At 57.2% G+C, this 24,472-nt stretch carries 29 protein-coding genes, 1 tRNA gene and 1 other RNA gene; 11 read left to right on the top strand and 20 right to left on the bottom strand.

Going from position 1 to position 24,472, the window contains the following annotated elements; all coding sequences use genetic code 11:
• Positions 1-69 precede the first annotated feature (69 nt).
• Positions 70-1,350 carry a glutamate-1-semialdehyde 2,1-aminomutase gene (gene hemL, locus CC94_RS0111805; protein WP_005370016.1) on the bottom strand — a complete coding sequence of 427 codons (1,281 nt, stop codon included), beginning with the start codon at positions 1,348-1,350 and terminating at the stop codon, positions 70-72.
• Positions 1,351-1,591: 241 nt separating this feature from the next.
• Here hemL and ffs point away from each other — a divergent pair.
• The 5 genes from ffs (at position 1,592) to CC94_RS0111785 (ending at position 4,849) form a co-directional block, all read left to right on the top strand.
• Positions 1,592-1,688, top strand: an RNA gene (gene ffs / locus CC94_RS23080) — signal recognition particle sRNA small type.
• A gap of 41 nt (positions 1,689-1,729) precedes the next feature.
• Positions 1,730-3,364: a DNA polymerase III subunit gamma/tau gene (gene dnaX, locus CC94_RS0111800; protein WP_005370014.1), complete on the top strand. Its 1,635-nt coding sequence runs from the start codon at positions 1,730-1,732 to the stop codon at positions 3,362-3,364.
• A 16-nt stretch (positions 3,365-3,380) separates the two neighbouring features.
• Complete coding sequence (locus CC94_RS0111795) at positions 3,381-3,704, top strand: YbaB/EbfC family nucleoid-associated protein (protein WP_031430979.1); 324 nt, start codon at positions 3,381-3,383, stop codon at positions 3,702-3,704.
• A 2-nt stretch (positions 3,705-3,706) separates the two neighbouring features.
• Entirely contained in the window at positions 3,707-4,303 is a 597-nt protein-coding gene (recR, locus tag CC94_RS0111790) for a recombination mediator RecR (protein WP_005370010.1), read from the top strand.
• A 207-nt stretch (positions 4,304-4,510) separates the two neighbouring features.
• Positions 4,511-4,849, top strand: a complete 339-nt coding sequence (locus CC94_RS0111785) for a histidine triad nucleotide-binding protein (RefSeq protein ID WP_005370008.1) — start codon at positions 4,511-4,513, stop codon at positions 4,847-4,849.
• 82 nt (positions 4,850-4,931) lie between these two features.
• Here CC94_RS0111785 and CC94_RS0111780 read toward each other — a convergent pair whose 3' ends face one another.
• From CC94_RS0111780 to moaD, 3 genes are read right to left on the bottom strand one after another with little or no spacing between them, the layout of a single operon-like run.
• A complete protein-coding gene (locus CC94_RS0111780) occupies positions 4,932-5,726 on the bottom strand; it encodes a DUF2797 domain-containing protein (protein ID WP_031430977.1) in 795 nt (264 codons plus the stop codon).
• Positions 5,727-5,755: 29 nt separating this feature from the next.
• The gene (locus tag CC94_RS0111775; RefSeq protein WP_005370006.1) at positions 5,756-6,208 is read right to left on the bottom strand and encodes a molybdenum cofactor biosynthesis protein MoaE; all 453 of its coding nucleotides are present in this window, start codon (positions 6,206-6,208) and stop codon (positions 5,756-5,758) included.
• Positions 6,209-6,212: 4 nt separating this feature from the next.
• Entirely contained in the window at positions 6,213-6,446 is a 234-nt protein-coding gene (gene moaD / locus CC94_RS0111770) for a molybdopterin converting factor subunit 1 (protein ID WP_005370005.1), read from the bottom strand.
• Positions 6,447-6,522: 76 nt separating this feature from the next.
• Here moaD and moaC point away from each other — a divergent pair, with 76 nt between their 5' ends.
• Together moaC and lpxD are read left to right on the top strand one after the other, a co-directional pair.
• On the top strand, positions 6,523-6,999 hold the full coding sequence (gene moaC / locus CC94_RS0111765) for a cyclic pyranopterin monophosphate synthase MoaC (protein WP_031430975.1): 477 nt from the start codon (positions 6,523-6,525) through the stop codon (positions 6,997-6,999).
• 333 nt (positions 7,000-7,332) lie between these two features.
• Complete coding sequence (gene lpxD / locus CC94_RS0111760; RefSeq protein WP_031430973.1) at positions 7,333-8,373, top strand: UDP-3-O-(3-hydroxymyristoyl)glucosamine N-acyltransferase; 1,041 nt, start codon at positions 7,333-7,335, stop codon at positions 8,371-8,373.
• Between the two features lie 300 nt (positions 8,374-8,673).
• On the opposite strand, the gene CC94_RS0111755 is transcribed toward lpxD, so the two are convergent.
• The 9 genes from CC94_RS0111755 to CC94_RS22370 all read right to left on the bottom strand — a co-directional run bounded on the left by CC94_RS0111755 (position 8,674) and on the right by CC94_RS22370 (position 16,867).
• A complete protein-coding gene (locus CC94_RS0111755; protein ID WP_005370002.1) occupies positions 8,674-8,862 on the bottom strand; it encodes a hypothetical protein in 189 nt (62 codons plus the stop codon).
• 898 nt (positions 8,863-9,760) lie between these two features.
• Complete coding sequence (locus CC94_RS0111750) at positions 9,761-11,152, bottom strand: hypothetical protein (protein ID WP_005370001.1); 1,392 nt, start codon at positions 11,150-11,152, stop codon at positions 9,761-9,763.
• 4 nt (positions 11,153-11,156) lie between these two features.
• On the bottom strand, positions 11,157-11,882 hold the full coding sequence (locus CC94_RS0111745) for a type III pantothenate kinase (protein ID WP_005370000.1): 726 nt from the start codon (positions 11,880-11,882) through the stop codon (positions 11,157-11,159).
• Entirely contained in the window at positions 11,879-12,874 is a 996-nt protein-coding gene (birA, locus tag CC94_RS0111740) for a bifunctional biotin--[acetyl-CoA-carboxylase] ligase/biotin operon repressor BirA (protein ID WP_005369999.1), read from the bottom strand. The genes CC94_RS0111745 and birA overlap by 4 nt, the downstream gene beginning before the upstream one ends.
• A 36-nt stretch (positions 12,875-12,910) precedes the next feature.
• The gene (locus tag CC94_RS0111735; protein ID WP_005369998.1) at positions 12,911-13,492 is read right to left on the bottom strand and encodes a PilZ domain-containing protein; all 582 of its coding nucleotides are present in this window, start codon (positions 13,490-13,492) and stop codon (positions 12,911-12,913) included.
• Positions 13,493-13,620: 128 nt separating this feature from the next.
• Positions 13,621-13,875: a PA3496 family putative envelope integrity protein gene (locus tag CC94_RS0111725; RefSeq protein WP_005369996.1), complete on the bottom strand. Its 255-nt coding sequence runs from the start codon at positions 13,873-13,875 to the stop codon at positions 13,621-13,623.
• A gap of 478 nt (positions 13,876-14,353) precedes the next feature.
• Positions 14,354-15,052 carry a flagellar brake protein gene (locus tag CC94_RS0111715; RefSeq protein ID WP_281174040.1) on the bottom strand — a complete coding sequence of 233 codons (699 nt, stop codon included), beginning with the start codon at positions 15,050-15,052 and terminating at the stop codon, positions 14,354-14,356.
• Between the two features lie 42 nt (positions 15,053-15,094).
• The gene (locus CC94_RS0111710) at positions 15,095-15,601 is read right to left on the bottom strand and encodes a Rossmann-fold NAD(P)-binding domain-containing protein (RefSeq protein WP_005369992.1); all 507 of its coding nucleotides are present in this window, start codon (positions 15,599-15,601) and stop codon (positions 15,095-15,097) included.
• A gap of 387 nt (positions 15,602-15,988) precedes the next feature.
• Positions 15,989-16,867 carry a SapC family protein gene (locus CC94_RS22370; protein WP_031430966.1) on the bottom strand — a complete coding sequence of 293 codons (879 nt, stop codon included), beginning with the start codon at positions 16,865-16,867 and terminating at the stop codon, positions 15,989-15,991.
• 315 nt (positions 16,868-17,182) lie between these two features.
• Between CC94_RS22370 and CC94_RS0111700 the strand changes: the two genes are divergently transcribed.
• Both CC94_RS0111700 and CC94_RS0111695 read left to right on the top strand, forming a co-directional pair.
• Complete coding sequence (locus tag CC94_RS0111700) at positions 17,183-17,428, top strand: type II toxin-antitoxin system Phd/YefM family antitoxin (protein ID WP_031430964.1); 246 nt, start codon at positions 17,183-17,185, stop codon at positions 17,426-17,428.
• A gap of 28 nt (positions 17,429-17,456) precedes the next feature.
• On the top strand, positions 17,457-17,747 hold the full coding sequence (locus tag CC94_RS0111695) for a type II toxin-antitoxin system RelE/ParE family toxin (protein WP_031430962.1): 291 nt from the start codon (positions 17,457-17,459) through the stop codon (positions 17,745-17,747).
• Positions 17,748-18,365: 618 nt separating this feature from the next.
• Here CC94_RS0111695 and CC94_RS25050 read toward each other — a convergent pair.
• The 5 genes from CC94_RS25050 to CC94_RS23750 all read right to left on the bottom strand — a co-directional run bounded on the left by CC94_RS25050 (position 18,366) and on the right by CC94_RS23750 (position 21,829).
• Positions 18,366-18,491: a hypothetical protein gene (locus CC94_RS25050; protein WP_342666516.1), complete on the bottom strand. Its 126-nt coding sequence runs from the start codon at positions 18,489-18,491 to the stop codon at positions 18,366-18,368.
• Positions 18,492-18,642: 151 nt separating this feature from the next.
• Complete coding sequence (locus CC94_RS0111685; RefSeq protein ID WP_005369979.1) at positions 18,643-18,840, bottom strand: DUF5397 domain-containing protein; 198 nt, start codon at positions 18,838-18,840, stop codon at positions 18,643-18,645.
• Positions 18,841-19,163: 323 nt separating this feature from the next.
• The gene (locus CC94_RS0111675; RefSeq protein WP_031430959.1) at positions 19,164-20,123 is read right to left on the bottom strand and encodes an Rpn family recombination-promoting nuclease/putative transposase; all 960 of its coding nucleotides are present in this window, start codon (positions 20,121-20,123) and stop codon (positions 19,164-19,166) included.
• 585 nt (positions 20,124-20,708) lie between these two features.
• Positions 20,709-21,242 (bottom strand): REP-associated tyrosine transposase, encoded by a 534-nt coding sequence (locus CC94_RS0111665; protein WP_031430956.1) that lies wholly within the window; start codon positions 21,240-21,242, stop codon positions 20,709-20,711.
• Positions 21,243-21,688: 446 nt separating this feature from the next.
• Positions 21,689-21,829 (bottom strand): hypothetical protein, encoded by a 141-nt coding sequence (locus tag CC94_RS23750; protein WP_157203427.1) that lies wholly within the window; start codon positions 21,827-21,829, stop codon positions 21,689-21,691.
• A gap of 53 nt (positions 21,830-21,882) precedes the next feature.
• On the opposite strand from CC94_RS23750, the gene CC94_RS0111650 reads away from it, so the two are divergent.
• A tRNA-Met gene (locus CC94_RS0111650) sits at positions 21,883-21,953 on the top strand.
• Positions 21,954-22,051: 98 nt separating this feature from the next.
• On the opposite strand, the gene CC94_RS24095 is transcribed toward CC94_RS0111650, so the two are convergent.
• Positions 22,052-22,204 carry a hypothetical protein gene (locus tag CC94_RS24095; protein WP_169740955.1) on the bottom strand — a complete coding sequence of 51 codons (153 nt, stop codon included), beginning with the start codon at positions 22,202-22,204 and terminating at the stop codon, positions 22,052-22,054.
• Positions 22,205-22,341: 137 nt separating this feature from the next.
• Here CC94_RS24095 and CC94_RS0111640 point away from each other — a divergent pair, with 137 nt between their 5' ends.
• Positions 22,342-23,505 (top strand): slipin family protein, encoded by a 1,164-nt coding sequence (locus CC94_RS0111640; protein ID WP_031430952.1) that lies wholly within the window; start codon positions 22,342-22,344, stop codon positions 23,503-23,505.
• A gap of 131 nt (positions 23,506-23,636) precedes the next feature.
• Here CC94_RS0111640 and CC94_RS0111635 read toward each other — a convergent pair whose 3' ends face one another.
• Positions 23,637-24,440 carry a SapC family protein gene (locus CC94_RS0111635; RefSeq protein WP_051911481.1) on the bottom strand — a complete coding sequence of 268 codons (804 nt, stop codon included), beginning with the start codon at positions 24,438-24,440 and terminating at the stop codon, positions 23,637-23,639.
• Positions 24,441-24,472: the final 32 nt, after the last annotated feature.

The raw sequence follows: 24,472 nt of genomic DNA, 5'->3' as shown, positions 1-24,472 counted from the left end.
CACCGAACCGTTCGACCGTTCTAAAAACCGCGTGCCAAAGGCTTGAAACAGCGGCGGCTCGACAGGCGCTTACAGCGCCTTGAAGCAATGCGCCGCTTTCTCGAACGTGGCGTTCAGCTCCCGCTCGCCGTGCGCCGCCGACACGAAGCCCGCCTCGAATGCGGACGGCGCAAGATACACGCCTTCGGCGAGCATTCCATGGAAGAAGCGCTTGAAGCGGTCCTGATCGCACTGCATCACGTCGGCAAAAGAGGTCACTTTGTCCTTCGCGGTGAAGAAAAGCCCGAACATCCCGCCGACGCGATTGGTGGTGAACGCGATGCCGGCCCGATCCGCCAGCGCCTGCAAACCGTTCGCCAATTTTTCGGTCTTGGCGCCGAGGTCTTCGTAAAAGCCCGGCTTTGCGATCTGTCCGAGGGTCGCCAGGCCCGCCGCCATCGCGACCGGATTGCCGGACAGGGTGCCGGCCTGATAGACGGGGCCCGCCGGCGCCAGGCATTCCATGATCTCGCGGCTACCGCCGAACGCGCCGACCGGCATGCCGCCGCCGATCACCTTGCCGAGCGTGGTCAGATCCGGCTTGATGCCGTACACGCCTTGCGCGCCGTGCAGGCCGACCCGGAAGCCGGTCATCACTTCGTCGAAGATCAGCACGCTGCCGTAGTCGTCGCAGACTTTGCGCAGCGTTTCGAGAAAGCCGGGCGCGGGCGGAATGCAATTCATGTTGCCGGCCACCGGTTCGACGATCACGCAGGCGATCCGTTCGCCGATCTGCGCGAACAACTCGGCCACGCTCTCGCTGTCGTTATAGGTCAGCGTGATCGTGTTTTCGGCGACCGCCGCCGGCACGCCCGGCGAACTCGGCACGCCGAAGGTCAGCGCGCCGGAGCCGGCTTTGACCAGCAGCGAGTCGGAATGGCCATGATAGCAACCCTCGAATTTGACGATCCTGTCGCGGCTTGTGTAGCCCCGGGCCAGACGGATCGCGCTCATCGTCGCCTCGGTACCGGAACTGACCATGCGCACCAGTTCGATCGAAGGCACCAGCTCAATCACCTTCTCGGCCATGCGCGTCTCGATTTCGATCGGCGCGCCGAAGCTAAGCCCCTTCTCGGCCGCCGCCTTGACCGCCGCGATTACGTTGGGATGCGCATGGCCCAGCACCATCGGTCCCCAGGAGCCGACATAATCGATATAGGCTTTGCCTTCGCTGTCGTAAATGTAGGCGCCCTGCGCCCGGTCGATAAACACCGGCGTGCCGCCGACGCCGCTGAACGAACGTACCGGCGAATTGACGCCGCCCGGAATCACACGTCTTGCTTCGGAAAAAAGGGTTGCTGCTTCAGTCATGTCGATCGATTTTTCAAAATAATTAGCCCGCGTAAGGCGGAACGCGCCAGCGGTTCCGCCGGAAGCTGGCCGCTCAGCGGCGGATCGCCTGACGGCATCCGCCCTACTAATGTTTTACTTTAGCATGATTCGCTCTTCGCCGATGCCGCACACCAAAAAATATTTCGTGATCACTTGCATTCTTGGCCAAATACAAAGATAATAACCGACTCACAGCCGCCAAGGCTAATTATGGTAATCGTATCGGTCCTCCCGCAACGATACGCTGCAAACCCCGCCAGGCCCGGAAGGGAGCAACGGTAGCAGCAGATTCGTGTGCCGGGATGTGGCTGGTGCGGTTACCGCCCTACTCCGCTTTCTACCCCTTGATGAGCCTGAAATGAGTTACCAGGTTCTCGCCCGCAAATGGCGCCCGCATAATTTTTCCGAAATCGTCGGTCAGGAACATGTCGTCAAGTCGCTGATCAATGCCTTGCAGCATGATCGCCTGCATCACGCCTATCTGTTTACCGGCACGCGCGGCGTCGGCAAAACCACGCTGGCCCGCATCCTGGCCAAAGCGATCAACTGCGAGAACCTCCAGGATTATGACCCCTGCGGCGTCTGCCAGGTCTGCCGTGATGTCGACGAAGGCCGTTTTCTGGACCTGATCGAAGTCGATGCGGCCTCGCGCACCAAGGTCGAAGATACCCGCGACCTGCTCGACAACGCGCAATATGCGCCGAACCAGGGCCGCTTCAAGGTCTATCTGATCGACGAAGTACACATGCTGTCCGGGCATAGCTTCAACGCATTGCTGAAAACGCTCGAAGAGCCGCCCCCGCACGTCAAATTTCTACTCGCCACGACCGACCCGCACAAGATTCCGGTCACCGTGCTGTCGCGCTGCCTGCAGTTCAACCTGAAGCGTTTGTCCCCGGAGCAGATCTTCGGGCAAATGGAATTCATCCTGAATCAGGAAGCGATCGCCTTCGAAGCGCCTGCCCTGAAGCTCCTGGCCCGCGCCGCCGACGGCAGCATGCGCGACGGCCTGAGCCTGCTCGACCAGGCCATCGTGCACGGCAACGGCAAGGTGACCGCCGACGAAGTCGGCGCAATGCTCGGCGTCGTCGCGCAGCAGCCGGTCGGCGATCTGTTGAACGCGCTGGCCGCTCAGGACGGGCCCGGCCTATTGAAAGTCATCGCCGATCTGGCCGACTTGGCGCCCGATTTCGGCGGCGTACTGCGGCAGCTGCTGCAGGCCCTGCATGCGATCGCTGTCCTGCAGCAGGCCCCGATCCCTATCGATGCCGGGCTCGACAGCGAGCTGATCAAGTCGCTTGCCGCCAGATTGCAGCCCGAAGACGTGCATCTTTATTACCAGATCGGCCTGCTCGGCCAGAAAGACCTGGATCTCGCCCCCGATCCCAGAGGCGGCTTTGAAATGGCGCTGTTGCGCATGCTGGCGTTTCGGCCGACCCTGACGAGCACCCCGGAAACCCATCCGCAGCCTGACGTAAAGCCCATACCGACACCACCGGCCCGTCCCGCGCCGAAACCCATACCCATACCCATAGCCAGTCCGCCGCCGCCCGAAGAGCCGGCCAGGCCATCACGCGACAACCCGGCTGCACCACCGGCGGCCCAGCCTTTGCCTGCTGGCGACGATTGGCCGGAAATGATCGCGGCGATGCGGCTCGAAAGCATCACCAAACAGCTGGCGCAGCAATGTGCCTTGCACTCGATCAACGATCGCAATTGCACGTTATTGCTGGACCCGGCATTTCAAACCATGCTATCGCCGATGCGGACCGAAAAGCTGCAGACCGCGTTACGCACTTTGCGCGGCACACCGGTCAAATTGACGATCCTGGTCGAAAAACCGACCAGCGCAACGCCGGCCGAGCAATTGATCAAGCAGAGAGAAGACCGTCAGCAGGCCGCCGTCGAGGCGATCGAAGCGGATCAAAACATTCAGGCGCTCAAAGAACATTTCGGCGCCCGGGTCATTCCCGGCACCATCGAACCCGTTTAATCAAGGAGAACCCATCATGAAAAATCCTCTCGGCAGCATCATGCAGCAAGCCCAGAAAATGCAGGAAGACTTCAAACGCGCCCAGGCGGAAATCGAAGCCACGGAAGTCGTCGGCCAATCCGGCGGCGGACTGGTCACCATCCTGATGACCGGCAAGCGCGAAGCCCGCAAGGTCACGATCGACCCTTCGCTGATCGGCGACGACAAAGATATGCTCGAAGACCTGGTCGCGGCCGCAATCAATGACGCGGTCAACAAGGTCGCGAAAATGAAGAAGGAGAAAATGGCCGAAATTACCGCAGGACTCCCTCTGCCGCCCGGCTTTCAAATGCCTTTCTGAGCATGCGCGACACAGGCCTGTTGGGCCGCCTGATCCAGCACCTGCGCTGCCTGCCCGGCGTCGGACCGAAGACCGCGCAGCGGATGGCCTTCCATCTGCTGCAGAAAGACCGGGAAGGCGCCCGCGCCTTGGCCGAAACGCTGCTGCAGGCGATCGACCGCATCGGCCAATGCAGCCGTTGCCGCACCCTGACCGAGAAGCCGCTCTGCGACATTTGCGCGGATCCGGCCCGCGACAGCTCGCTGGTCTGCATCGTCGAAAACCCGTCCGACGTCTGGATCATCGAACAGGCGACCGTGTTCAAAGGATTGTATTTCGTACTGCATGGGCGCCTTTCGCCGCTTGACGGCATCGGCCCCGGCGAGCTTGGGCTCGACCAGCTGGAACGCCAGTTGGCAACAAGCGACATCAAAGAGCTGGTGCTCGCAACCAACTCGACCGTCGAGGGCGAAGCGACCGCTTTCTTCATCGGCGAACTCGCCCGCAAACACCATGTCCAGGCCAGCCGGATCGCTCACGGCGTACCGATGGGAGGCGAGCTCGAATTCATCGACAGCGGCACGCTGCTGCACGCATTTAACGGGCGCCGGACGATTTAACCTCTTTGCGTAGGGTACGCTGCGCGTACCTTCCCACAACCTCGCGCGCCATCCCATCTCAAAAAGGTACGCACAGCGTACCCTACGCCCAATCAGCAACCTCCATCCCCACCCACTGTCGAATCGTTATAAAATGCGGTGGACGATGCCTCTCGCCTAGCGCGTCGGGCTGTGATTTTTTATTCTCTTTTGACAAAAGGAAAAACGATGACGAACTGCTTATTCTGCAAAATGGTCGCCGGCGACATCAAGCCGGACGTGGTGTACGAAGACGACACCGTAATGGCATTCCGCGACATCAACCCGCAAGCCCCCGTACACATTCTCGTGATTCCGAAACGCCACATCGCCACGCTGAACGAGCTCGACGACGATCGGCTGGGCGGCCAAATGCTGCAAACCGCGGTCAAACTGGCCGAGCAGGAAGGCATCGCCGAAGAGGGTTACCGGACCTTGTTCAACTGCAACCGGAACGGCGGCCAGGCGGTTTATCATCTGCATTTGCATCTGCTGGGCGGACGCGCGCTGCACTGGCCGCCGGGTTGAAAATCTTCCGCGCTTCCCGCGCAACCGGCACGCACCCAAGCCGGCAGGCAAAGACCCGCCAGGTTTTGAAAACCTTGCGGGTCTAACCCGAAAACTCGACTTCGTAGCCGGTAAACTTGCGGATATTGATTACGCCGGTATCAAACATCAGGTACTGGCCTTTGATCCCGTGCAGCACGCCCGCCACTTCCGGCCCCTTGTCCAAATTGAACGAGACGACCTTGACCGGATAACGGTCGACCGGATAACGGATATCGACGCTTGGCCGATCCGACAACAACTCGACCGCCTTGTCCCCGAATCGCCCAACCAGTTCGTCCAGCTCCGCCTTGCATAGCGCCAGCAACCGGTCCCGCTCGGCCGCCAGATCGATCGGACTGACCTGATTTTTCAGCATTTGCTGCCAGCGGGTCTTGTCGCTGACGTGTTGGGCAAGGATCACTTCGATCAGGCCGGAGACATGGCGCGACGGCACCCGGAAAACCGGCAGGGCCTGTACCGCGCCCTGGTCGATCCAGCGCGTCGGAATCTGCGACTGACGGGTGATGCCGACCTTGATCCCGCTCGAATTGGCCAAGTAGACGATATGCGGCTGCATGCAGAACCGCTCGCCCCAGGCCGGTTCGCGGCAGGTACCGGCGGCGTAGTGACAGGTTTCCGGCTTCATGATGCACATGTCGCATTGCGCCAGCTTGATGAAGCAGGGATAGCAATAGCCTTGATTGAAACTTTTCTTGGTCGCTTTGCCGCAATGCGTGCAGAAAATATTGCCGGTATAACGCAGCCGGATCGGGCGGCCGAGCAGCGGATTCAACTCGACCGTCGCTTCGCCGAGCGGCAGGCGGTATTGCACCGTCTCTTCCAGCCGCACCTGCATCTTATCCAATGGTCCCACTTCGCTTTGCCTCACTCGCTTTTCAAATAGCCGTCGGTATTGCGCGCGACCCAACGCTCGCCTTTGGCTTTCAACCATTCTTTTTTCCAGAACGGCGCCCGTGATTTGAGCGCCTCCATGATATGCCGGGCCGCATCGAACGCATCGCCGCGGTGGGATGTCCACACCGCCACCAACACGATTGGCTCGCCCGGCCGAATATCGCCGACCCGGTGCACGACCAGGGCGTCGATGATCGGCCAGCGCTCGCCGGCCTCCCGCACGATATTTTCGAGCGCTCTCTCGGTCATGCCGGGATAATATTCGAGCGTCATCCCGACCACGTCGTCGCCTTCGTTGAAATCCCGCATCGTGCCGACAAACAGGTTCGTCGCGCCGAATTTTCCGGTCATTTGCGCGGCGGCATGCTGATACTCGCGCGCTTCGGCCCAGGGATCGAACGGCCGCGGGGAAATTTTGACCATCCTGTCAGCCTCCGGTCACCGGGGGGAAAAACGCGACTTCGTCGCCGTCCCTGACCAGGCTGTCCCAGTCGGCATATTCCAGATTGATCGCGACCAGGATCTGCTCCGGCGGCGGCAGCTCGGGCACGCACTGCCGCCAAAGGGCCTTCGCAGTCACCGGCTCGGCGATCGCCGCATCTTCTTCCGCACGTCCGATGCGCTCCTTCAAACTGGCAAAATAGCGAACTTTGATTGACATAAACCTTTACGCAATGATAAAAATCAACCTTTACGCTCCGCAAAAGAGCGAAACCGATCAGTCATTCTACCGAATTGTGACGCATACTCCACATTTTAATCAGGCCGGCGAAGCGGTCATGGTCGACGTCGGCGAAAAAGCCGTTACCCAACGCGCCGCCACCGCGGAGGGCTACATCGAGATGCAGCCTTCCACCCTGAACATGATCCTGAAAGGCAAGCATAAAAAAGGCGACGTCCTGGCCGTCGCCCGGATCGCCGGCATCATGGCCAGCAAGAAGACGTCCGACCTGATTCCGCTGTGCCACCCGCTGCCGATCACGCATGTATCCGTCGAATTCAGCGCCGAAGCGGAATCGAGCCGCATCCGCTGCCGAACGTTGGTCAAAACCAACGGCCAGACCGGTGTTGAAATGGAAGCCCTGACCGCCGTACAAATCGCGCTGCTGACCATTTACGACATGTGCAAGGGCGTGGACCGGGGAATGACGATCGAAACCGTGCGCCTGGTCGAGAAAGCCGGCGGCAAATCCGGCCACTGGCGGCGCAGCTAAAACCGCCATGCCGATGCCATACCCCAATACCGTTATTCCGTAGGATGTGCCGACGCAGGAGGCGCGTCATTCGCGGAAGAGCCGTAGGGCGTTTTCGCGATAGCAAAACGCCAACAGGCTTCAGGCGGATTGCCTTCGGCGAATCCGCCCTACAAGGTCTACAGGAGGCGCGTCATTCGCGGAAGAGCCGTAGGGCGTTTTTGCGATAGCAAAACGCCAACAGGCTTCAGAGGCGGATTGCCTTCAGCGAATCCGCCCTACTCGTCGGGGCCTCCATAAAATTTCCTGTCTCGCGACCGATTAACCTCATACAGAAACATCAACGGGAATCCCATGCCGATAACGATTAAAGAACTCGCCGCACTCTGCGGAGCCCGGATCGAAGGCGGCAATGCCGACCGGCTCATCCATTCCGCCGCCGATATCGGCTCCGCACAGCCGGGCCAGGTCACGCAACTGACCAACAGCAAATATGCCGCGCATCTTAAAAACTCGGCGGCTTCGGCTTGCCTGATCGCGGAAGGCTCTGTGGTACAGGATACTCCCGGCACACTGGCATTGCTGGTCTGCCGGGATCCGGAGCTGGCCTTCATCGAAGCGGTCAAACACCTGCATCCGGAACGCGCCTATGCACCCGGCATAGCGCCGCAGGCGGTACTCGCGGCCGATGCCGTGCTGGGCGAGGCGGTCCATGTCGGCCCTTATGCAGTGATCGGAGAAGGAACCAGGGTAGGCGATCACAGCGCCATACTGGCCGGCGCCTACCTCGGCAACAACGTCAAGATCGGTAAAGGCTGCCGCATTTATCCTTATGCGGTCGTCTACGACGACGTGGAAATCGGGGATTACGTCACCGTCCATTCGGGCGCAGTCGTCGGCGCGGATGGCTTCGGCTACAAATTCAGGAACGGCGCCCATGTCAAAGTGCCGCAAATCGGCAACGTCAGGGTCGAGGACCATGTCGAAATAGGCGCCAACACCTGCGTCGATCGGGGCGCTCTAGGCAGCACCGTGATCGGCGAAGGTTCCAAGATCGACAATTTGGTGCAGATCGGCCATAACAACAAGGTCGGCCGGCATGTGATCATGTGCGGACAGACCGGCGTCTCGGGCTCCTGCACGATCGGCGACTACGCGATTCTGGCCGGCAGTTCCGGCATCGCGGACCACGTCACGATCGGCCAGGGCGCCGTAGTGCTGGCACGCTCCGGCGTGGCCGGCGACATTCCTCCAGGCGCGCATTATTTCGGCAGTCCGGCCAAGGATAAAAAGACGGCCTACAAAGAACAGGTTGCGATACAGAAATTGCCCGAGCTGATCAAGAAAGTCAAACAGCTGGAAGAGCAGTTGCAGGAACTGGCGAAGCAGGCGTAGCGGCAGGATTCGGAGGAGGAAGGGGCGTGCGGCAATCCGCCTCTCTTCCTGCGGGAAAGAATGCCGCACCGCTGGCATCGACGCCATGATACAGCCCGATCATTAAAAGATCGTGAAACCCCTTTTTCCCGGAAATCGGGAAAAAGCGGAAACGTTACTCGATATGACGATCGGAAAAACTTAATCCGTTTCCACGAGGCTCTGAGGAACCGGATCAAGATAAGTTTTGAGGAGCGGGAATTTTTTTATGTAGGAACGGGATGACCCCCCGCCGACAAACGCCGCCAGGGGGCACCATCATTATTGTGCTACGTTTTTGGTTTTTCTTTGTGCCAATTTAGCGTCAATTTCAGCGTTGCTGGCAGCAACGGAGCCGCTTGCAAGGTGCTTGGTTTCGTCTTTCTTCAACAGAACAACCAGTACGATGATTGATGCGATTGCAACGCCAACGACGGTCCAGGTGTAATCTTTTTCTTGTGCTTCAGCCATTTTTAAATCCTCTATATAGTTATTAATGTTATAAGCCCCTCTCCTCAAGAGAGCAACCCATCAAATGTTTTAACGAGTTGGTTGTCGGTTTATATTTGAACAACGGCATAATTTTTATCATGAGATAAGGGCCTCTGTCAAAGCCATATCGAAAAAAAATCCATCTTCGCGCAGCCCTGAAGTTGCCCGCCGCAATGCCTATCTCATCTCGGCATTAAACAAACCAAAATAACAAACTGAAAAACATCATAATTTTAAAAACTTACCCTTTTACCGCCGGGCAATGCGACCTTCGGATAAATCGCGGCCCACTCCCCCACCTCAAGTTTCCGGGGATACGGACACGACTTATCTTCCCGTCTTCAAGTTTCAGAAGTTTTTATCCGACCGCTACGGCGCGCGGCTCGAATACCGCTCCGCCAAGACCGGCCGTAAGGGTCTAGGGCATTTTCATATCGCGTGTAGGGAAGTCCTCGCCTTCTGAAGGGCGCCCTGCCGTTAAGTCCAGCCCCGTAGGGTACGCTGTGCGTACCTTTCGACATTGAGGGTACGCACAGCGTACCCTACAGGCAACCCGTAAGATACCGGTGCCGGACGGGATATTTCTCCCGTCCGTAACGTTTAGCATCGCGCGAACACAGGCGAGGATTTTATGCTGGCGGTAGGTCTTCAAGTATGGGGAACGGGGTTATCAACCCCGTCCCGCGCAGAGGGATTGCCGAGGTCCAGATGACAGGGAGGTGTCAGAACCAACTCTCCCGGGTTTCCGGATGCGGCAACCACTCCCTACGTTGCTCTAACGCCTGAATCCATGCGTCCGCCCAGCAATCCCCGCCGGAATGACGTGTTTTCCTTCGTATTTTCCTTACGAAGGCCATATTCCCAAAGCGAAATGCTCTTAAGGACAGCCTTGTCCGGCTTCCGGCAGCCGGCGAAGCCTGATGTCGGGATATTTTTTTTCCAGCGCCTGCAGAGCTCCGGCTATCGATTCGGGAGCGGTAATCAGCGCGTACTTTTGGCGTTTGCTTTTGTAGCGGGGCTTCACGACCGAATTGATGCCTTTGTCGAGCAAACTCTTCTGCATTTGCACCGCGTTTTCTTCCCTATTGAAAACGCCCAGCGATATCTGCCCCTTGTCCTCTCCCGATGGCAGCGGCCAAACACCGTTCAGGCCGCGCTCGCGCAGCATTTTCACATTGGCCTTGACTGCTTCCATTCCGCCCGAGGAAGGGTACAGCACCAGATAATCGCTGACCGCCTTACCGTCTCGCAAAACGGGCTTGATCGCCGCCTGGGCGCCTGAAATCCGTTTCTGCCAGGCGTTCAGGCTATATTCGTTCGGAAAAGGTCCCGCCTCGTAACACGCAAGCCTGACCGATTTTACCTCTGCCGCATCATGCGGCGGGTTCCGATCCAAAGGTGGCGCCTGTTGAACGGGCGGTTTCCCGACACGGCCGCCGCCCGCCGCCAGGGACGGCTCGCCGGCAGGCCGAGACTCGGTAAGCGCCGACTTCATGCCGTTATCTTTCGGTTCCGCCGCAGGAACTTCCGCTTGGCGGCCTCCCGCCTCCCGGCAATTCGGATCGCCATCGGGCAACGCCTTGAGTTGAACGCCCGGATAGCGTTTTTCCAACGCATCCAGGGCTCCGGCCATCGCCAAAGGCCCTTTGATCAGCGCATATTTCTGCGCCGATTCCTTGAAACGGGGCTTTACGACGGCCTCGACGCCTCTCGCCTGCAAATCGTTCCGCATGCGCGCCGCGCGGTTTTCCCGGCGAAACACGCCGAGCGATATATAGCCCTTGAGTTCGCCCGCAAGCAGCGGATAGGCGTCGCCAACCCCCTGATTGCGCAATGCCTGCATCGCAGCTTTAACGGCTTCCGGGCCGCCCTCCGTCGGGTAAAGCACCAGGTAATCGGTGATCTCCTGCGCATGAGGCGGAATCGGCCTGAGCTCGCCCTGAGCTTCCTTGAGCGCTTGATGCCAGACATTCAGGACCCGCTCATTCGCAAAAGGGCCAGCCTCATAACAGGCGAGCGAATCAGACGGAGAGGATTGCGGCGGCAACACGGCTTCAGGCGCTGCCGGCGTTTCCCCGACCGGTCCCGCAAGGACGTCCTGCGCCGCCGACAGCCCGTTTTCCTGCTCCCGCGCCAGCACGATCGGCTCACGAAGCATCGCCGGATCCGGCGCCGGCGTTTCGGCCCCCTCCTTGAAAGCCTCGCGATGATACTGATGCATCAATAGCGCCAGATTCGCCAGCAATACAAGAAAAAAGGCGATTTTCATAGGGTTATTCCAGAAGCAAAGACAGCCCGCGAAGCACCAGATCGGGATCGATCCGGCAAGGGAAGCCGAGCTGGCTGGCGATCAGCGGCGCATCGCCGCCGGTCAGCAGCAACCGGCAGGCGTCCGGTTGAGCGGAGAAAACATGTTCGATCAGGCCGGCCGCCGCCGACACCACCCCGCTGTAAATCGCTGCGCCGGTATGGTTCGCGGGACCCACGGCAAAAGCCGAATCCTCGTAGATCAATGCCGCCGTGCCCGCGCTGAGCGACTTTCTCATCAGCTCCAGGCCGGGGCTGATCATTCCGCCCAGATGCCGGCCATGTTCGTCGAGCAGGTCCAGTGTAATCGCGGTCCCGCAATCGGCGATGCAGACCGGCGAGGCATGATGGCGACGTGCCGCCAGCAAGGCCAGCCAGCGGTCGACGCCGAGCTTTTCGGGCTGAAGATAGGCATTCGTCACCCCAAAAGCCTGCGCTTCCGATTTCGCCTCGAATACCGTAATGGCGGGCCATAGCCGGACAGCCGCCAAGCACACGATTTCCGCAAGCCGTGCCGCGCTAACACAGGAAATCGCCAGTCGGTCCGGCGGCTTCGAAAGCCTCCCCCAAGCCTCGGCCAGGCGCGCTTCGGTCAGCGCATGATTTTCTATCGCGGCGCCGACCACAAGCCCGTCCGGCGCCGTAGTCGCCCATTTCAGGCGGGAGTTGCCGATGTCGACGAGCAGATTCACGGATAGGGGCGCCGGAAACTGACTTCGCCGGAAGCGAAGGCGCGCAGCCTGTCTTCCGCGTCGCGCATCAACAAAAAGCCTTGCACATCGATCCCTTCCAGCGTCCCGTCGAACTGCTGCGTCCCGATAAAAACGCTGGCCCACTCGCCGCGCAGACAGTCATACTCCCGCCATTCGTCCAGGTAGGCCGCAAGCCCCGTTCGCTCGAACCCGGCCAATACCGGGAGTATCTGATCGATCAATTCCCCGGCCAGCCGGTTTCTGCCGACGGGCCGCCCGCCGGCGATCCGGTTCAGGTCGGTCCACGGTTGTTCGATCGATCCCGCCTCTTCCTCCGGCAAAAACAGGTTCAAGCCCAGGCCGGTCACCGCGTGACAGGGGCCTTCGTTTTCGCCCGCCACTTCGATCAGGATTCCGCCCAGTTTTTTGCCCTCGCTGAAAATGTCGTTCGGCCATTTCAGGCCGGCATTGCCGACCCCCAACCGCCGCAACGCCCGGATCACCGCGACGCCGACCGCCAGGCTCAACGCCGAGATCGCGGCCGGCCCCTGCTGAAAGCGCCACAGGATCGACAGCAGAATATTGCTGCCGTACGGCGAAACCCACTGCCTGCCGCGCCGGCCCTTGCCGGCGATTTGCCGTTCGGCAAGGCAGACATGGCCGGAAGGCGCGTTTTGCCGCGCCAACCGGCTCAGGTAAGTGTTCGTGGAGTCGATCTGGTCATGGATTTCCAGCCGGGAAACCAGGGCGCGCCTTTCGCTGCCCAAAGCCGCCAGGATGCCGTCGCCGTGCAGCAGTTCGATGGGGTGGGAAAGCCGGTAGCCCTTGCCGCTGACCGCCGCGTACCGGATACCGAGGGCATCCAGTCCGTTCAGATGCTTCCAGACGGCGGAACGGCTCATTCCCAGCGCTTCCGCCAGCTCGGCGCCGGAATGAAATTCGCCGTCGGCCAGCAAAGTCAGAATTTTTTTCTGGTTATCTGCAATCAGCACGGATTCGGGTATCTCCAATAGCCCATGACGGTATACTCAGCAAGCCTTTAGCGCCCGGATCTGCGCCAACTGGCGCTTGACTACATGCTTGACCAGGACCTCCCGGTCCTCTTCCTTCATGTTTATGTAATCGACGCTGACGACATAGGGATAACGCTGTTCTTTTACCGGATTTCGCCGGCATTGAACCACCCGGCAACAGGTGGTGACCAGCGCCCGGGACGCCGGCAGCAGAATCTTCAACTCCAGAAAATCGCCTTCGCTCAACGCCTGTTCGCTGCCGAAGGCAAGGCCCGAGGCGCTCAGACTCACCTGGTAGGAATTTTTTTCCCGAGCCAGATCGCTCTGATTCAGGATACATTGGGCCAATATGTCGACCTTGTAATTGAGCAGTTTCAAATACTCGGCGGTTTCGGGCCGAGCGGCTTCAATCCGCGCCATAAGACTGTCCATCTCCCGCTCCACCGCCGCCATGATCTGCGGCAAGGCAGCGCTGGTCAGCACATTCTCGTCGATATAGCTGTCTTCACGCGCTTCTTGCGCAACGATTTTTCGAAAATAAAGATCGACTTCATCGTTGATGCGAAAAAACCGCCGTCTGTCTCCGGCTTCTGGCATAACGCAGGTCTCCTGGTCATTTGTCGGTTAGGGCGCCGCGGAGCGGCGGCGGATGCTAAAATTCCGGTAAATGGCCGCGTTCTTCCGCAGAACGTCGGCACGATGCCCAACGATAGGTTCCGCTTCGATCAAAAATCGAGCTCGTTTTCGTCGAAATCGCCTAATTGTTCCCTCAAACGTTTTTTCTCCCAATACATTTCGATTTTCCGGCGCGCCGCCATTTTTTTCACGGCTTTTTCGTCTTCGGTCGGAAACGAAATATATTCGTCTATCAGCTGCAAGTCGTAATCTTCGATCTCGATATCGGCATCGTGCTTGCTTTTTTCAGTTTCGGGCTCGGCTTTGGAAGTTTCCACTACGGAGGGCTGTATGTCTTTCGTCATAGCAAAATAAGCTGTTAAAAATGCGTTTTATAATTATCTAAAAGACCGTTGTAAAGAAAAATAATTACCTGCAGCGATTCTATCCAGAACACGGTTTTCTGCCGGGTACCGGCCTGAAGATGCGCCATACATTCGTTTCGGTTCGGAAAAAATCGAGCCGTTGCTCGTTCAACGCCCGCCGAATAACCGCCGTCGCCCCCGGTCCGATTCCGCGGCCGCCCTGACTGCCTTTCTGGCGCCGGACGACCGGACATGCAAGGTACGCACAGCGTACCCTACGGGCTGAACCCAAAGATACCGGTGCCGGACGGGATATTTATCCCGTCCGGCATTTGGAGAACACCCTCTCGCTTCGGCAATGTCGTTCAGTTTAGCCCCAAAGCCTTGCAAAGCCGGCTTTGCAAATGACTGAGTAACAAAGCCAGCTTTGTACTCCATTAGGGAAGTGATTTTTTGCCACACCCTCTAAACATCGAACTTATGTTTTTTTACTGAGATTTTTTCTTTCCTGATACTGCATGTAGAGCTGAATCCCGGACTCGGCAGCAGGCCTTAAACCGATAAATCTGCATCCTATTTTTTGAGCCGAATCATGCTGATTCGGATTGAGCCGCACGACGTTCACGACTTGAAACTCAATTTCCTGATTAAAAGCATTCTCCAAAACGAGCCAGCAGCCCGAAAATTTCCGGCCAATTTCAAAAAAATGCGATAGACCGCTAATATCGTTTATCAGGGAAAAACCGGAAATACTGATATCGTAGAGCGGCATATCGGCTAGGAATTGATCGTCCACAAACAGTTTTACCAAAGTTGAACGCAGCAAAGGCAATCTGATCCGGTAGAATTGACGGCGCTGTACCCACTCAATGGATTTGGGTATCGGCATTGAAAAGACGGTTTCTCCGTCAAAATGGGTCTTCCTGATATTTTTGCCTTGAAAATGGACTTTAATACCGGAAAAATTCGAATTGAATTCCACCTGGGAAGCGCTGAGCACCTGCGAATTTAAATGCTCGGAAGGTGCGCAGTCGAAAAGCAGGAGATCCTTTTGCGGCTCTATCGCGGCAAGCGTCGTAACGAATGTCCCATTTTTATCGAAGCTCAACAGGATCAGACATTTTTTCTTAAACAATGAAGTCAGATGATTGAGGATCTGGGACTTGTTATGAACCATATAATCCGTGTCATTAAACATAGGATACAATTTATAGAATAATTAATGCTTCACCACACGCTTTGGAACGGCACGCGCGCTCTCGCGTACCCAATCCGGCCATTGGCTCAAAGGCCAACCGGCTTTGCGGTTGATATCGTAAAGAATGTTCAACCACTGCCTCAGAAACTGACCCTCCAGCTTCAGAACCGCCCGCCCGCTATCGCCACTCTTAAAAGTAAGGCGCAAACCGTTCGGGGTGGCGGCCACGTCGATCGACTTTACCAGCCATGCCTGCGCACCGGATTCCGGCTTAAGCGGCGGCTGCGGCTTCATCTGAGCGCGCGCCGCCTGCTGGGCAAACTCCTGCACCACACTGCCTACCTGCCCCACTTGCTGCAGATTGCCCGTCGCCGCCTGCAGGCGATCCAGCAGTACCGGCAACAAACGCGAAAATAGCCGTTGTGTGATCCACATCACGATCAGATCGCCGTTCCGAAATTTACCGACCAGTTTAATGCGATCTTCCACATCGTCATATTCTGTCGTTATGCTTTGTAATAAACTCATGATCAAATTACTAAGGAAAAAATACGTTCCATTTAGACGGTTGCTTCTCTCGTATCCAAAACCCGTAGGGCGTTTTCGCGATAGCAAAACGCCAACAGGCTTCAAAGCCCGGCGGATTGCCTGGCGGCGAATCCGCCCTACAACGACAAGGATGGGTAGAGCGAAGCGAAACCCATCAAGAAACCCATATCCTACTTCACGATGGGTTTCGGCTGACGCCTCTACCTATCCTACGGCTTCTCCCATATCCAAGACCTGTAAACCGTAGGGCGTTTTCGCGATAGCAAAACGCCAACAGGCTTTAAAGCCCGGCGGATTGCCTGGCGGCGAATCCGCCCTACAACTGCAAGATGCGGCGAACCCGGCATAGCCGGTTCCGCCTTACGGTTATTTATAATTTTTCAGCCATTCGAGATCCATGGAATCCGATGGAGCCGAGGTGCCAAATAGGGCGCCCAGACCCAAATCGCCAATCGGCAGCTGCCGTTCGCGCCGGCCTTCCGCATGGGCCTTGGCTTTTTGCTGCTCTCGCTGCCTATACAGGGCCTGGAGCGAGACCAAGCGCTGCATTGAAAACAGCTGGGCATAAGCCAGATCGAGCGCCTGGGTATCGCGCAGAATCTCCAGTACGCTGCCGGGCAATGTTTTCATGGCGGCGGCATCGATACAGCAAAGGTCGCTCAATAAGGGACGTTCATCATCGAGGCCGGCTTTGGGCAACTCCCAGGGCACCAACACTTTGGCGGCTGCCAGCGCTTCGACCGCCTGCTGAGTGAGACGCTGATTCTTGGCGCTCTCGACCAGAAAGTTACTCACTTCCTGCAACCAGGGCTGCGGTTGTCCCTGATCATCGAAAAAACGCTCCTCCTGCTGCAGAGGATCCGGCGCCTCCCGGTAAAGTCCGCTGGCGTGATCGAATCCCAGCATGATCAATTGCTTGTCTTCCGACGACCGGACTTGCAGCAACCTGAAAGGATAGGCGCGAAAATGGCCGGGAATGTACGGTGCCCGCCATTGACCGTGGGCATCGACGAAAAGATTTTCGCCCGCGCACATGCCCAACAGGACAACCAACTGAAAATGCCCTTGAAAAGGACCGGAATCGATTGGCCTGAAGGCCAAAGGGTAATGTGCGATGGCATGGGACAATTCGGCGATCAACAACGGTGCGAAAGCATCGTTCCGGGCAAATACATAGCCCTGCGCTTTTTTTCGGCCGTGTTGCCGATGTGGAACTGCATCTAAGGGTTGGTAATTCGGATTCATCTCTATCGTTAAGACTAATTGAAATGGAAAGGAGGACGGATACTATGGCCACCTCATCCTCGCCGGACTTCTCCGTCTGGTTGAGGCTAGCATAGCATAAATCCACCATCCCCAAGCCTGGATGGGAACATAGCCATCCTTCGGCGGAACCCGGAGGAGCCGGTTCCGCCTTACGGGTTACGGGTTACGGGTTACGGGTTAATAATTGATCGCTTTCCCAAGAAGGGCGTGCGCAATTATTTTTTGCTTGCAAAATCAATCAGCGATAGCCACAATGATTAAAATAATCATTTTAATCATTGTGGAGCAAATACCATGGTCAGTATGCCTTCAACCGAAGCCAAAACCCATTTTGGCGCCTTGCTCGATATGGTACAGCGCAACCCGGTGACCATCGAGAAAAAAGGTCGCCCTATCGCGGTCATGATCTCGGAAAGCGAATACGCGGCATATCAACAGTTAAAGTTGCAAGCTTTACAAAGCGACTTAAACACAGGTATCCGCCAAGCCGACGAAGGCCAATTAGTGGATAGCGAAACCGCTTTTAACGGACTCATTTAAAGCCGCTTGTTTTTAGGGCTGCCTTAATATGGCGACAGCAAGGTTTACACCGCTAGCCAGGAGTGATTTAAAAGAAATACGGGATTTCATTGCCCGTGACAAGCTCACCGCTGCCTCCCAATACATGGCAATGCTCAAGCAAAAATGCGAATTATTAGCCGATTTCCCCGGGCTTGGCATCCAGCGAGATGAATACTGCGGGCTATATAAATTCTCTGTCGATTCCTATTTAATTTTTTACCGGATTTCACAAACAGGCATCGACATCATTCGTGTTCTGCACGGTAGCCGAGACATTGACAGTATCCTACGGAGCTGAACCATAACTGAGTCTCGTAGGATGGATAGCTCGTAGGGCGCGGATTCGCCGCCAGGCAATCCGCCGCGCCTTGAAGGGGGATGATGTTTTGCTATCGCAAAAAAACCAAGCTCGTAGCTCGTAGGGCGGATGCCGACAGGCGATCCGCCGCCATGCCGGGCAATCCACTCTCCTTCGGCGGAACCCGGCAGAGCCGGTTCCGCCTTACGGGTTAGGATAACACGCTTCGGCAGGCGTTTCGACGGCGGTTTTCCGCTTCCGTTAGGATGGGTAGGGCGTTTTTGCGATAGCAAAACGCCCATAGCCTTCAAGGCGTGGCGGATTGCCTGGCGGCGAATCCACCCTACGAGATGCTTGTTCAGTTCGCGATCAATCACCCATGTAGGGTACGCTGTGCGTACCATTGATGTTGAAAGGTACGCACAGCGTACCCTACACAAAAAAGCCTCCCTGGGTTTCCCCGGGGAGGCTTTTGGCAGGCCATCCTTGACCTTACGGTTTTCCTGGTTGTTCTGTTCGCGATTGATCACTCCTGTAGGGCGGATGCCGACAGGCGATCCGCCGCCATGCCGGGCGATCCACTCTCCTTCGGCGGAACCCGGCAGAGCCGGTTCCGCCCTACGACTTCACCACCGGGGTGAAGTCTGACCACTGCTCAATGCGGAAGGCGCGAATATCGCGCACCGATTTCGGAAACCACGCTCTGGCTCGCAGTGCCTGGATGGCGAGAAACAGGTTCGCCATGTCTTCGTTCTCGGTCACGTACAAACTGCCTTGCACGCGACGAAAGCCATACTCAGCGAGCACTGCGCCGATTTCGGTGTACGCCTGCGCACACCCTTCGGGTGATGCTTCTCGGTGTCAGTCACCACCAGATCGAAAGCCACTGCGTACATCAGTGCGCATCCGGATCGTCAGATAGATGCGTCAGGCGATACTCGGCCTTCTCTCCCGTCTCAACCATCGTAACCTCGACCATCCAGTCGCCATCATCCAACTGGCGAAGGACCTGGCCTACCTCGTACTTCGGCCCGAAAGGTCCGAAGCTCTTGATCTTGCCGACGGGAATGGGCGGCGCAACGCCTGCGTGCATGACAGCTCTCCTACAATGAAATCCAGTTTAATGGTAGTCAAACATAACGAAAAAGACAACATCAACATCCGGTTTTACACCAAAATGACGGCGGCCAACTCAGACACCGAAAGCACACACAAATCCGGATAGCCAAACAAAAAAGCCCCCCGGGTTTCCCCGGGGAGGCTTTTGGCAGGCCATCCTTGACCTTACGGTTTTCCTGCTTGTTCGGTTCACGATCGATCACTCCGTAGGGCGGATGCCGACAGGCGATCCGCCGCCATGCCGGGCGATCCACTCTCCTTCGGCGGAACCCGGCAGAGCCGGTTCCGCCTTACGGGTTATTCAAAAAACCCGTTCAAATCGTTGGCCGTCAGTACCCGTTCAATCCAGGCGTCCAACTGGTCCGCACCGGCGGTCGACACGTTCCGTTCCGCCCAGTCGGGTAGTGGGCCGAACTTCAAGGTCAACAATTTGAGTAACGTTTGCGCTTTGGCTTCCGCCCGGCCCTCCAATCTGCCCTCCGCTTTACCTTCCGCCTTGCCCTGCCGTTGCCATTCTTTTGCCCATTGTTCAATACGTTGCGTCAACATAGCTCTCATCTCGATTAAATCGCTTGAAGGGGGAAAATCCGCGCCCATCGGCCGCAATACCCGGTTGATCCACACGTTGAAACTCCGTTTCAAGCGGGCTTGTTCCGGCATTGCCAGCCATTCTACCAAATTGTCGATGACCGCCAACATATCGGCCGGCGTGCGCGAATTTTCCAACCGGAAAATCGCCGCTACCAGGTTTTTGAGCGGCGCCAGGTCTTCTTGTCGATACGCCCCTTCGTCCAATAGGTAGTATTTCAGCGACGGCACGTAATCGCTCAGCCCACCCGGCATGTTCACGATCAGGTCTTTCAGTTCGGTCGCCGCCTGCCAGCGCGATTCGCCGTTGTACAGCACAATCGGAAAGACCGGCGGCAGGCGTTTGTCGTTCCCCCAATGTTTGCGCTTGATCAAATCCTGGTACAGCAAGCCGATATAGGTCAGCAAGCGGACGGCCATGAAGGGATCGACCGTCGACTGGAATTCGATCAGCAAATATACATAGATCCAGCGGCGTTTGTGTTTGACGCGCCAGACCACGTCGTCTTCGCGGCTGCGCAAGTCGTCGGAGACGTAGCTCGATGCCACCGGCTCCAATGTCGATAAATCCAGTTCGCCGACCCACGGCTGATGCACGAAGCCGCGTAGCAGGTCGGCAATCATTTCGGGTTCGGAAAACAGCAGCTTGTAGGCGTGATCGTGGTTCATGGCGTTAGGATAACATGCCTCGGCAGGCGTTTCGACGGCGGTTTTCCGCTTCCGCAGGCGGGGTAGAGCGGGACGGGGCAATATGCCTCGTTCGGCTAAGAAAATGAGAACGAGAAAAAACAAAAAAGCCTCCCTGGGTTTCCCCGGGGAAGCTTTTGGCCATGCCCCTATATACAATTCGTCATTCCGGCAGGGATTGCCGGAATCCAGGCTACAGGAACGTATTACGCTTGCCATCCCTGGCTCTGGATACCCGCTTCCCGGCGGGTATGACGACATTTGCGTATAAGGATATGGCTTTTGGCAGGCCATCCTTGACCTTACGGTTTTCCTGGTTGTTCGGTTCGTGATCGATCGCCCCGTAGCTCCGTAGGGCGGATGCCGTCAGGCGATCCGCCGCCATGCCGGGCAATCCACTCTCCTTCGGCGGAACCCGGCGGAGCCGGTTCCGCCCTACGGTTTTCCTGGTTGTTCAGTTCGCAATCGATCACCCCGTAGGGCGGATGCCGTCAGGCGATCCGCCGCCATGCCGGGCGATCCACTCTCCTTCGGCGGAACCCGGCAGAGCCGGTTCCGCCTTACGGCTCAATCACGTTCACCGCAGGCCAAATCAGGCTGATCGCTGCCGGCCCAATCTTCCGGCAGTAAGCCGTGGCGGACGTAGCGATGGAAAGAAGAATACGGCCAATCGGCTACGCGCTTCACCAAACCGTGTTTCATCGGGTTCCAGTGGCAATAGTCAATGTGGGCCGCATAATCCTGTTCGCTGCGAATCGAGTGCTCCCAAAAGCGCCGTTGCCAGATTGCCCGTTCTCCCTTATTCGTCCGTACCTGCGAACGGCGTTCGACAGCCGGTATCTTTTGCACAAAACGAATCTTGATCGCTTTCCAGCGATTGGAAAAATCATTATCTCCCGACGGCAAAGTCCAAACGCAGTGCATGTGATCGGGCAGCACCACCCAGGCGTCGATACGGAATGGCCGCTCGCAACGCGTCACGCGTACCGCTTCACGCAACAAATCAATATGCCGAACCAACAGATCCAAACGCCGTTCCAGCAAATTCACCGTAAAAAAATAAGTGCCTCCCGACACCCGACATCGCCGATAATTAGGCATCTTTATTTCCTCCGGCATAGACGCGGATGATGACCATCAGCCGATCCGCTTAATAAGTATTCTGTAGAAGAAAATATAGCATCAGTTTTCATACAGTGTTCATACGTCCCCTATAGCGGAAGCCGGTAAACCGCTATCTTTCCCGTAGGGCGGATGCCGGCAGGCGATCCGCCGCCATGCCGGGCGATCCACTCTCCTTCGGCGGAACCCGGCAGAGCCGGTTCCGCCTTACGGGTTTGGAAGCCTGGAAAGACTAAAACAAAAAAGCCTCCCTGGGTTTCCCCGGGGAGGCTTTTGGCAGGCCATCCTTGACCTTACGGTTTTCCTGGTTGTTCGGTTCGCGATCGATCGCTCCGTAGGGCGGATGCCGGCAGGCGATCCGCCGCCATGCCGGGCGATCCACTCTCCTTCGGCGGAACCCGGCAGAGCCGGTTCCGCCCTACAGGTTAGAGAATAATAGCCGCTTCACTGAAGTTGGCCGGATTGATACCGGTCAGCTCAATCACTCCATCGACGTGCTGATCTGGTTGTTCGGTTCGCGATCGATCACCCCGTAGGGCGGATGCCGTCAGGCGATCCGCCGCCATGCCGGGCGATCCACTCTCCTTCGGCGGAACCCGGCAGAGCCAGTTCCGCCTTACGGGTTATAGCTCAGTGGGTAGAGCAACTGACTCATCATCAGTCTGGCGCCGGTTCGAGCCCGGCTAGCAAACCTGCCTGTCAAGGCAGCTTGACAAACCGGTCCGCAAGGGCCACGGCGGACCTCCGGGCGCGGGTTCGGACCGCGAGGATCCCGGCGTGCGGCTCGTTCAGCGCATTGCAGCAAGGACGCAACAAGTCCGGTCCCAAGCCGGCATCGGCAAAGCCTGCTGGTGAAGATCGGCCGGCGCGCGCCGCGAAGGATGCGCGACGCCCGCCGGTTGGAGCGCCAGCAGCCCGCGCCGGTGCGGAGGCTCCGTCACCCCCAATTCATAAATTAAGGCGTAGGGTGGATAAGCGCAGCGCATCCACCACAGTGACCTAAAAGGTGGATGCGCTTCGCTTATCCACCCTACTTTAGTAATGAATCTCCATGGTCATATTTTTACGGAGAAATCCAATGTCCATCAACAAGAAACTGATCATCACCGAAGCCCAGCGCGGGCTGCTGTTCAGGGACCAGCAATTCGTGAAAATCCTGCCGCCCGGCGTTTACCGGCTTTGGGACTGGCTGAACCGCTACCGGTTGCAAATCGTCACGATTACGGCCCCCTTGCAGCAAACTGTCGGCGACGATCTGCTGAATCTCGCACAACTGCACCCGAAAGCCTTCGCGCCGTACCTGCAGCTTTGGGAAACGTCCGACATGGAAGCCGGACTGGTCTATCAGAACGGAACACTGAAGGACATCAAGGCGCCGGGCCAGCAAGGTGCGTACTGGAAAACACAGAATACGATCCGGATCGAGAAGATCGATATCGGTGCGCAACCGGCCCTGCCGAAGCCGCTCGCTACACAGTTGGCCAACGCGAAAGATGAGATACTGCGTAAAGCCGCACTGAATGCAGTCGCGTTTTTCAACATCCCGGACCAGCACATAGGCTTCCTGGCCGTAGACAACGAAATCCGGGCGGCACTGAGCGCGGGCATTCATGCCTGGTGGCGGTTCAACCACTGCCCGACCTTGACTTTGTTCGATCTGCGCCTGCAGAACATGGAAGTGAACGGCCAGGAAATCTTGACCAAGGACCGGGTCAGCCTACGCGTGAACCTGTCTGCAACCTGGCAAATCCGCGAACCGGAAAAGACCCGCGCGGAACTGGCCGATGCGAAAGAGTTTCTGTACCGCGAACTGCAACTGGCCCTGCGCACGGTCGTCAGCACGCAAACGCTGGATGAACTCCTGGCCGACAAGAACTCGCTGAACCGGCAGATTCTCGAGATCGCGACAGCAAAAGCATCGGCTTACGGGATCGAAGTCAAATCGGTCGGGGCACGCGACATCGTCCTGCCCGGCGAGATGAAAGCGATTTTGACGCAGGTTGTCGAAGCGCAAAAAATGGCCGAAGCGAACCTGATCAAGCGCCAGGAAGAAACCCAGGCGACCCGCTCATTGCACAATACCGCCAAGGTGATGGAAGGCAATCCGATCCTGCTGCGCTTGAAGGAACTGGAAGCACTGGAGAAGATCACCGCACGAATCAATACGCTGAATGTATATGGCGGGCTGGATAGTGTAATGAACGGGATGGTGAAGTTAATTGATAAGACAAATCCGGCTTAGCGCCATCATCGTGTAGGTTGGGTTAGCGAAGCGTAACCCGACGACATTCGGCTTCGATGCGTTGGGCTACGGCTAGCGCCCAACCCAACCTGCACGATTAGGAGAGTCAACAAGAACTGAACGCGGAAGCCTCAAAATAATCCTTTAAAACTCACTATGCCGTCCTTACTGAAAAAATCCGTATCCGATTCTTCCTGAGCGACGGTCTTTTCGATTTCCTGTGCGGCATCACCGGCCTTGCCATGAACTTGGACAAGCCGGCCGAGCAATGTCAAATTCCGCACTGAAAAGAGCTGACAGTAGGCCGCCGATAACGCGCCTACCTGCATCAGTTCTCGCAACGCCTCGCCGGACAAGGCATTTAAGGCCGTTTCATTGATTTTATATAAACCCTTGAAGGGTATATTCCGATCCAAGACTTTTACAGTAATCGGCCACGGCTGAATCAGGTCATAGCTTTGTAAAGCCTCACATACATCGACCGTACGCTGCCGATCTTGCTCTAAAAGACTGAGGAAATCGACGATGGACTGAATAAAAGGCGTAGGCTGGCCTTCTGCGGTAAAAAACGCTTCCCCCGCAACTCCCTCGGCAATCAGTCCGCTGTCCGCATCGATCAATAAAATCCGTTTATCCTCTTCCGTTTTTGCCAACCGAAAAGGATAGGCACGATACACGGCAGGAATATAATCGCCCAGCCAACGTTGATCCGGGCCTACGAACCAATTGCGGCCGGAATGCAAACTTTGAATGGCTGCCGGCAGAAAACGCTCGTCCTGCTTGATAAAGCCGATCGGCATCGCAGCAAGGGTATGCGGAAGTTCATTCAGAGACAAAACCGCCACGGTATCGGCCGCCGCGAAGGCATAGTTCGCCGGCCGCAACCAGCGCTTATTGACATGATGTTTAAAGGAGAGTGCCTGATAATTGGACATGATTTGTCGATTCAGTCAGTTGTTGCGTAGGC

Origin of the sequence: Methylomicrobium agile (assembly GCF_000733855.1) — a bacterium.
In the GTDB taxonomy this organism is placed as follows: Bacteria; Pseudomonadota; Gammaproteobacteria; order Methylococcales; family Methylomonadaceae; genus Methylomicrobium; species Methylomicrobium agile.
This window is presented reverse-complemented; position numbering and strand designations above follow the sequence as displayed.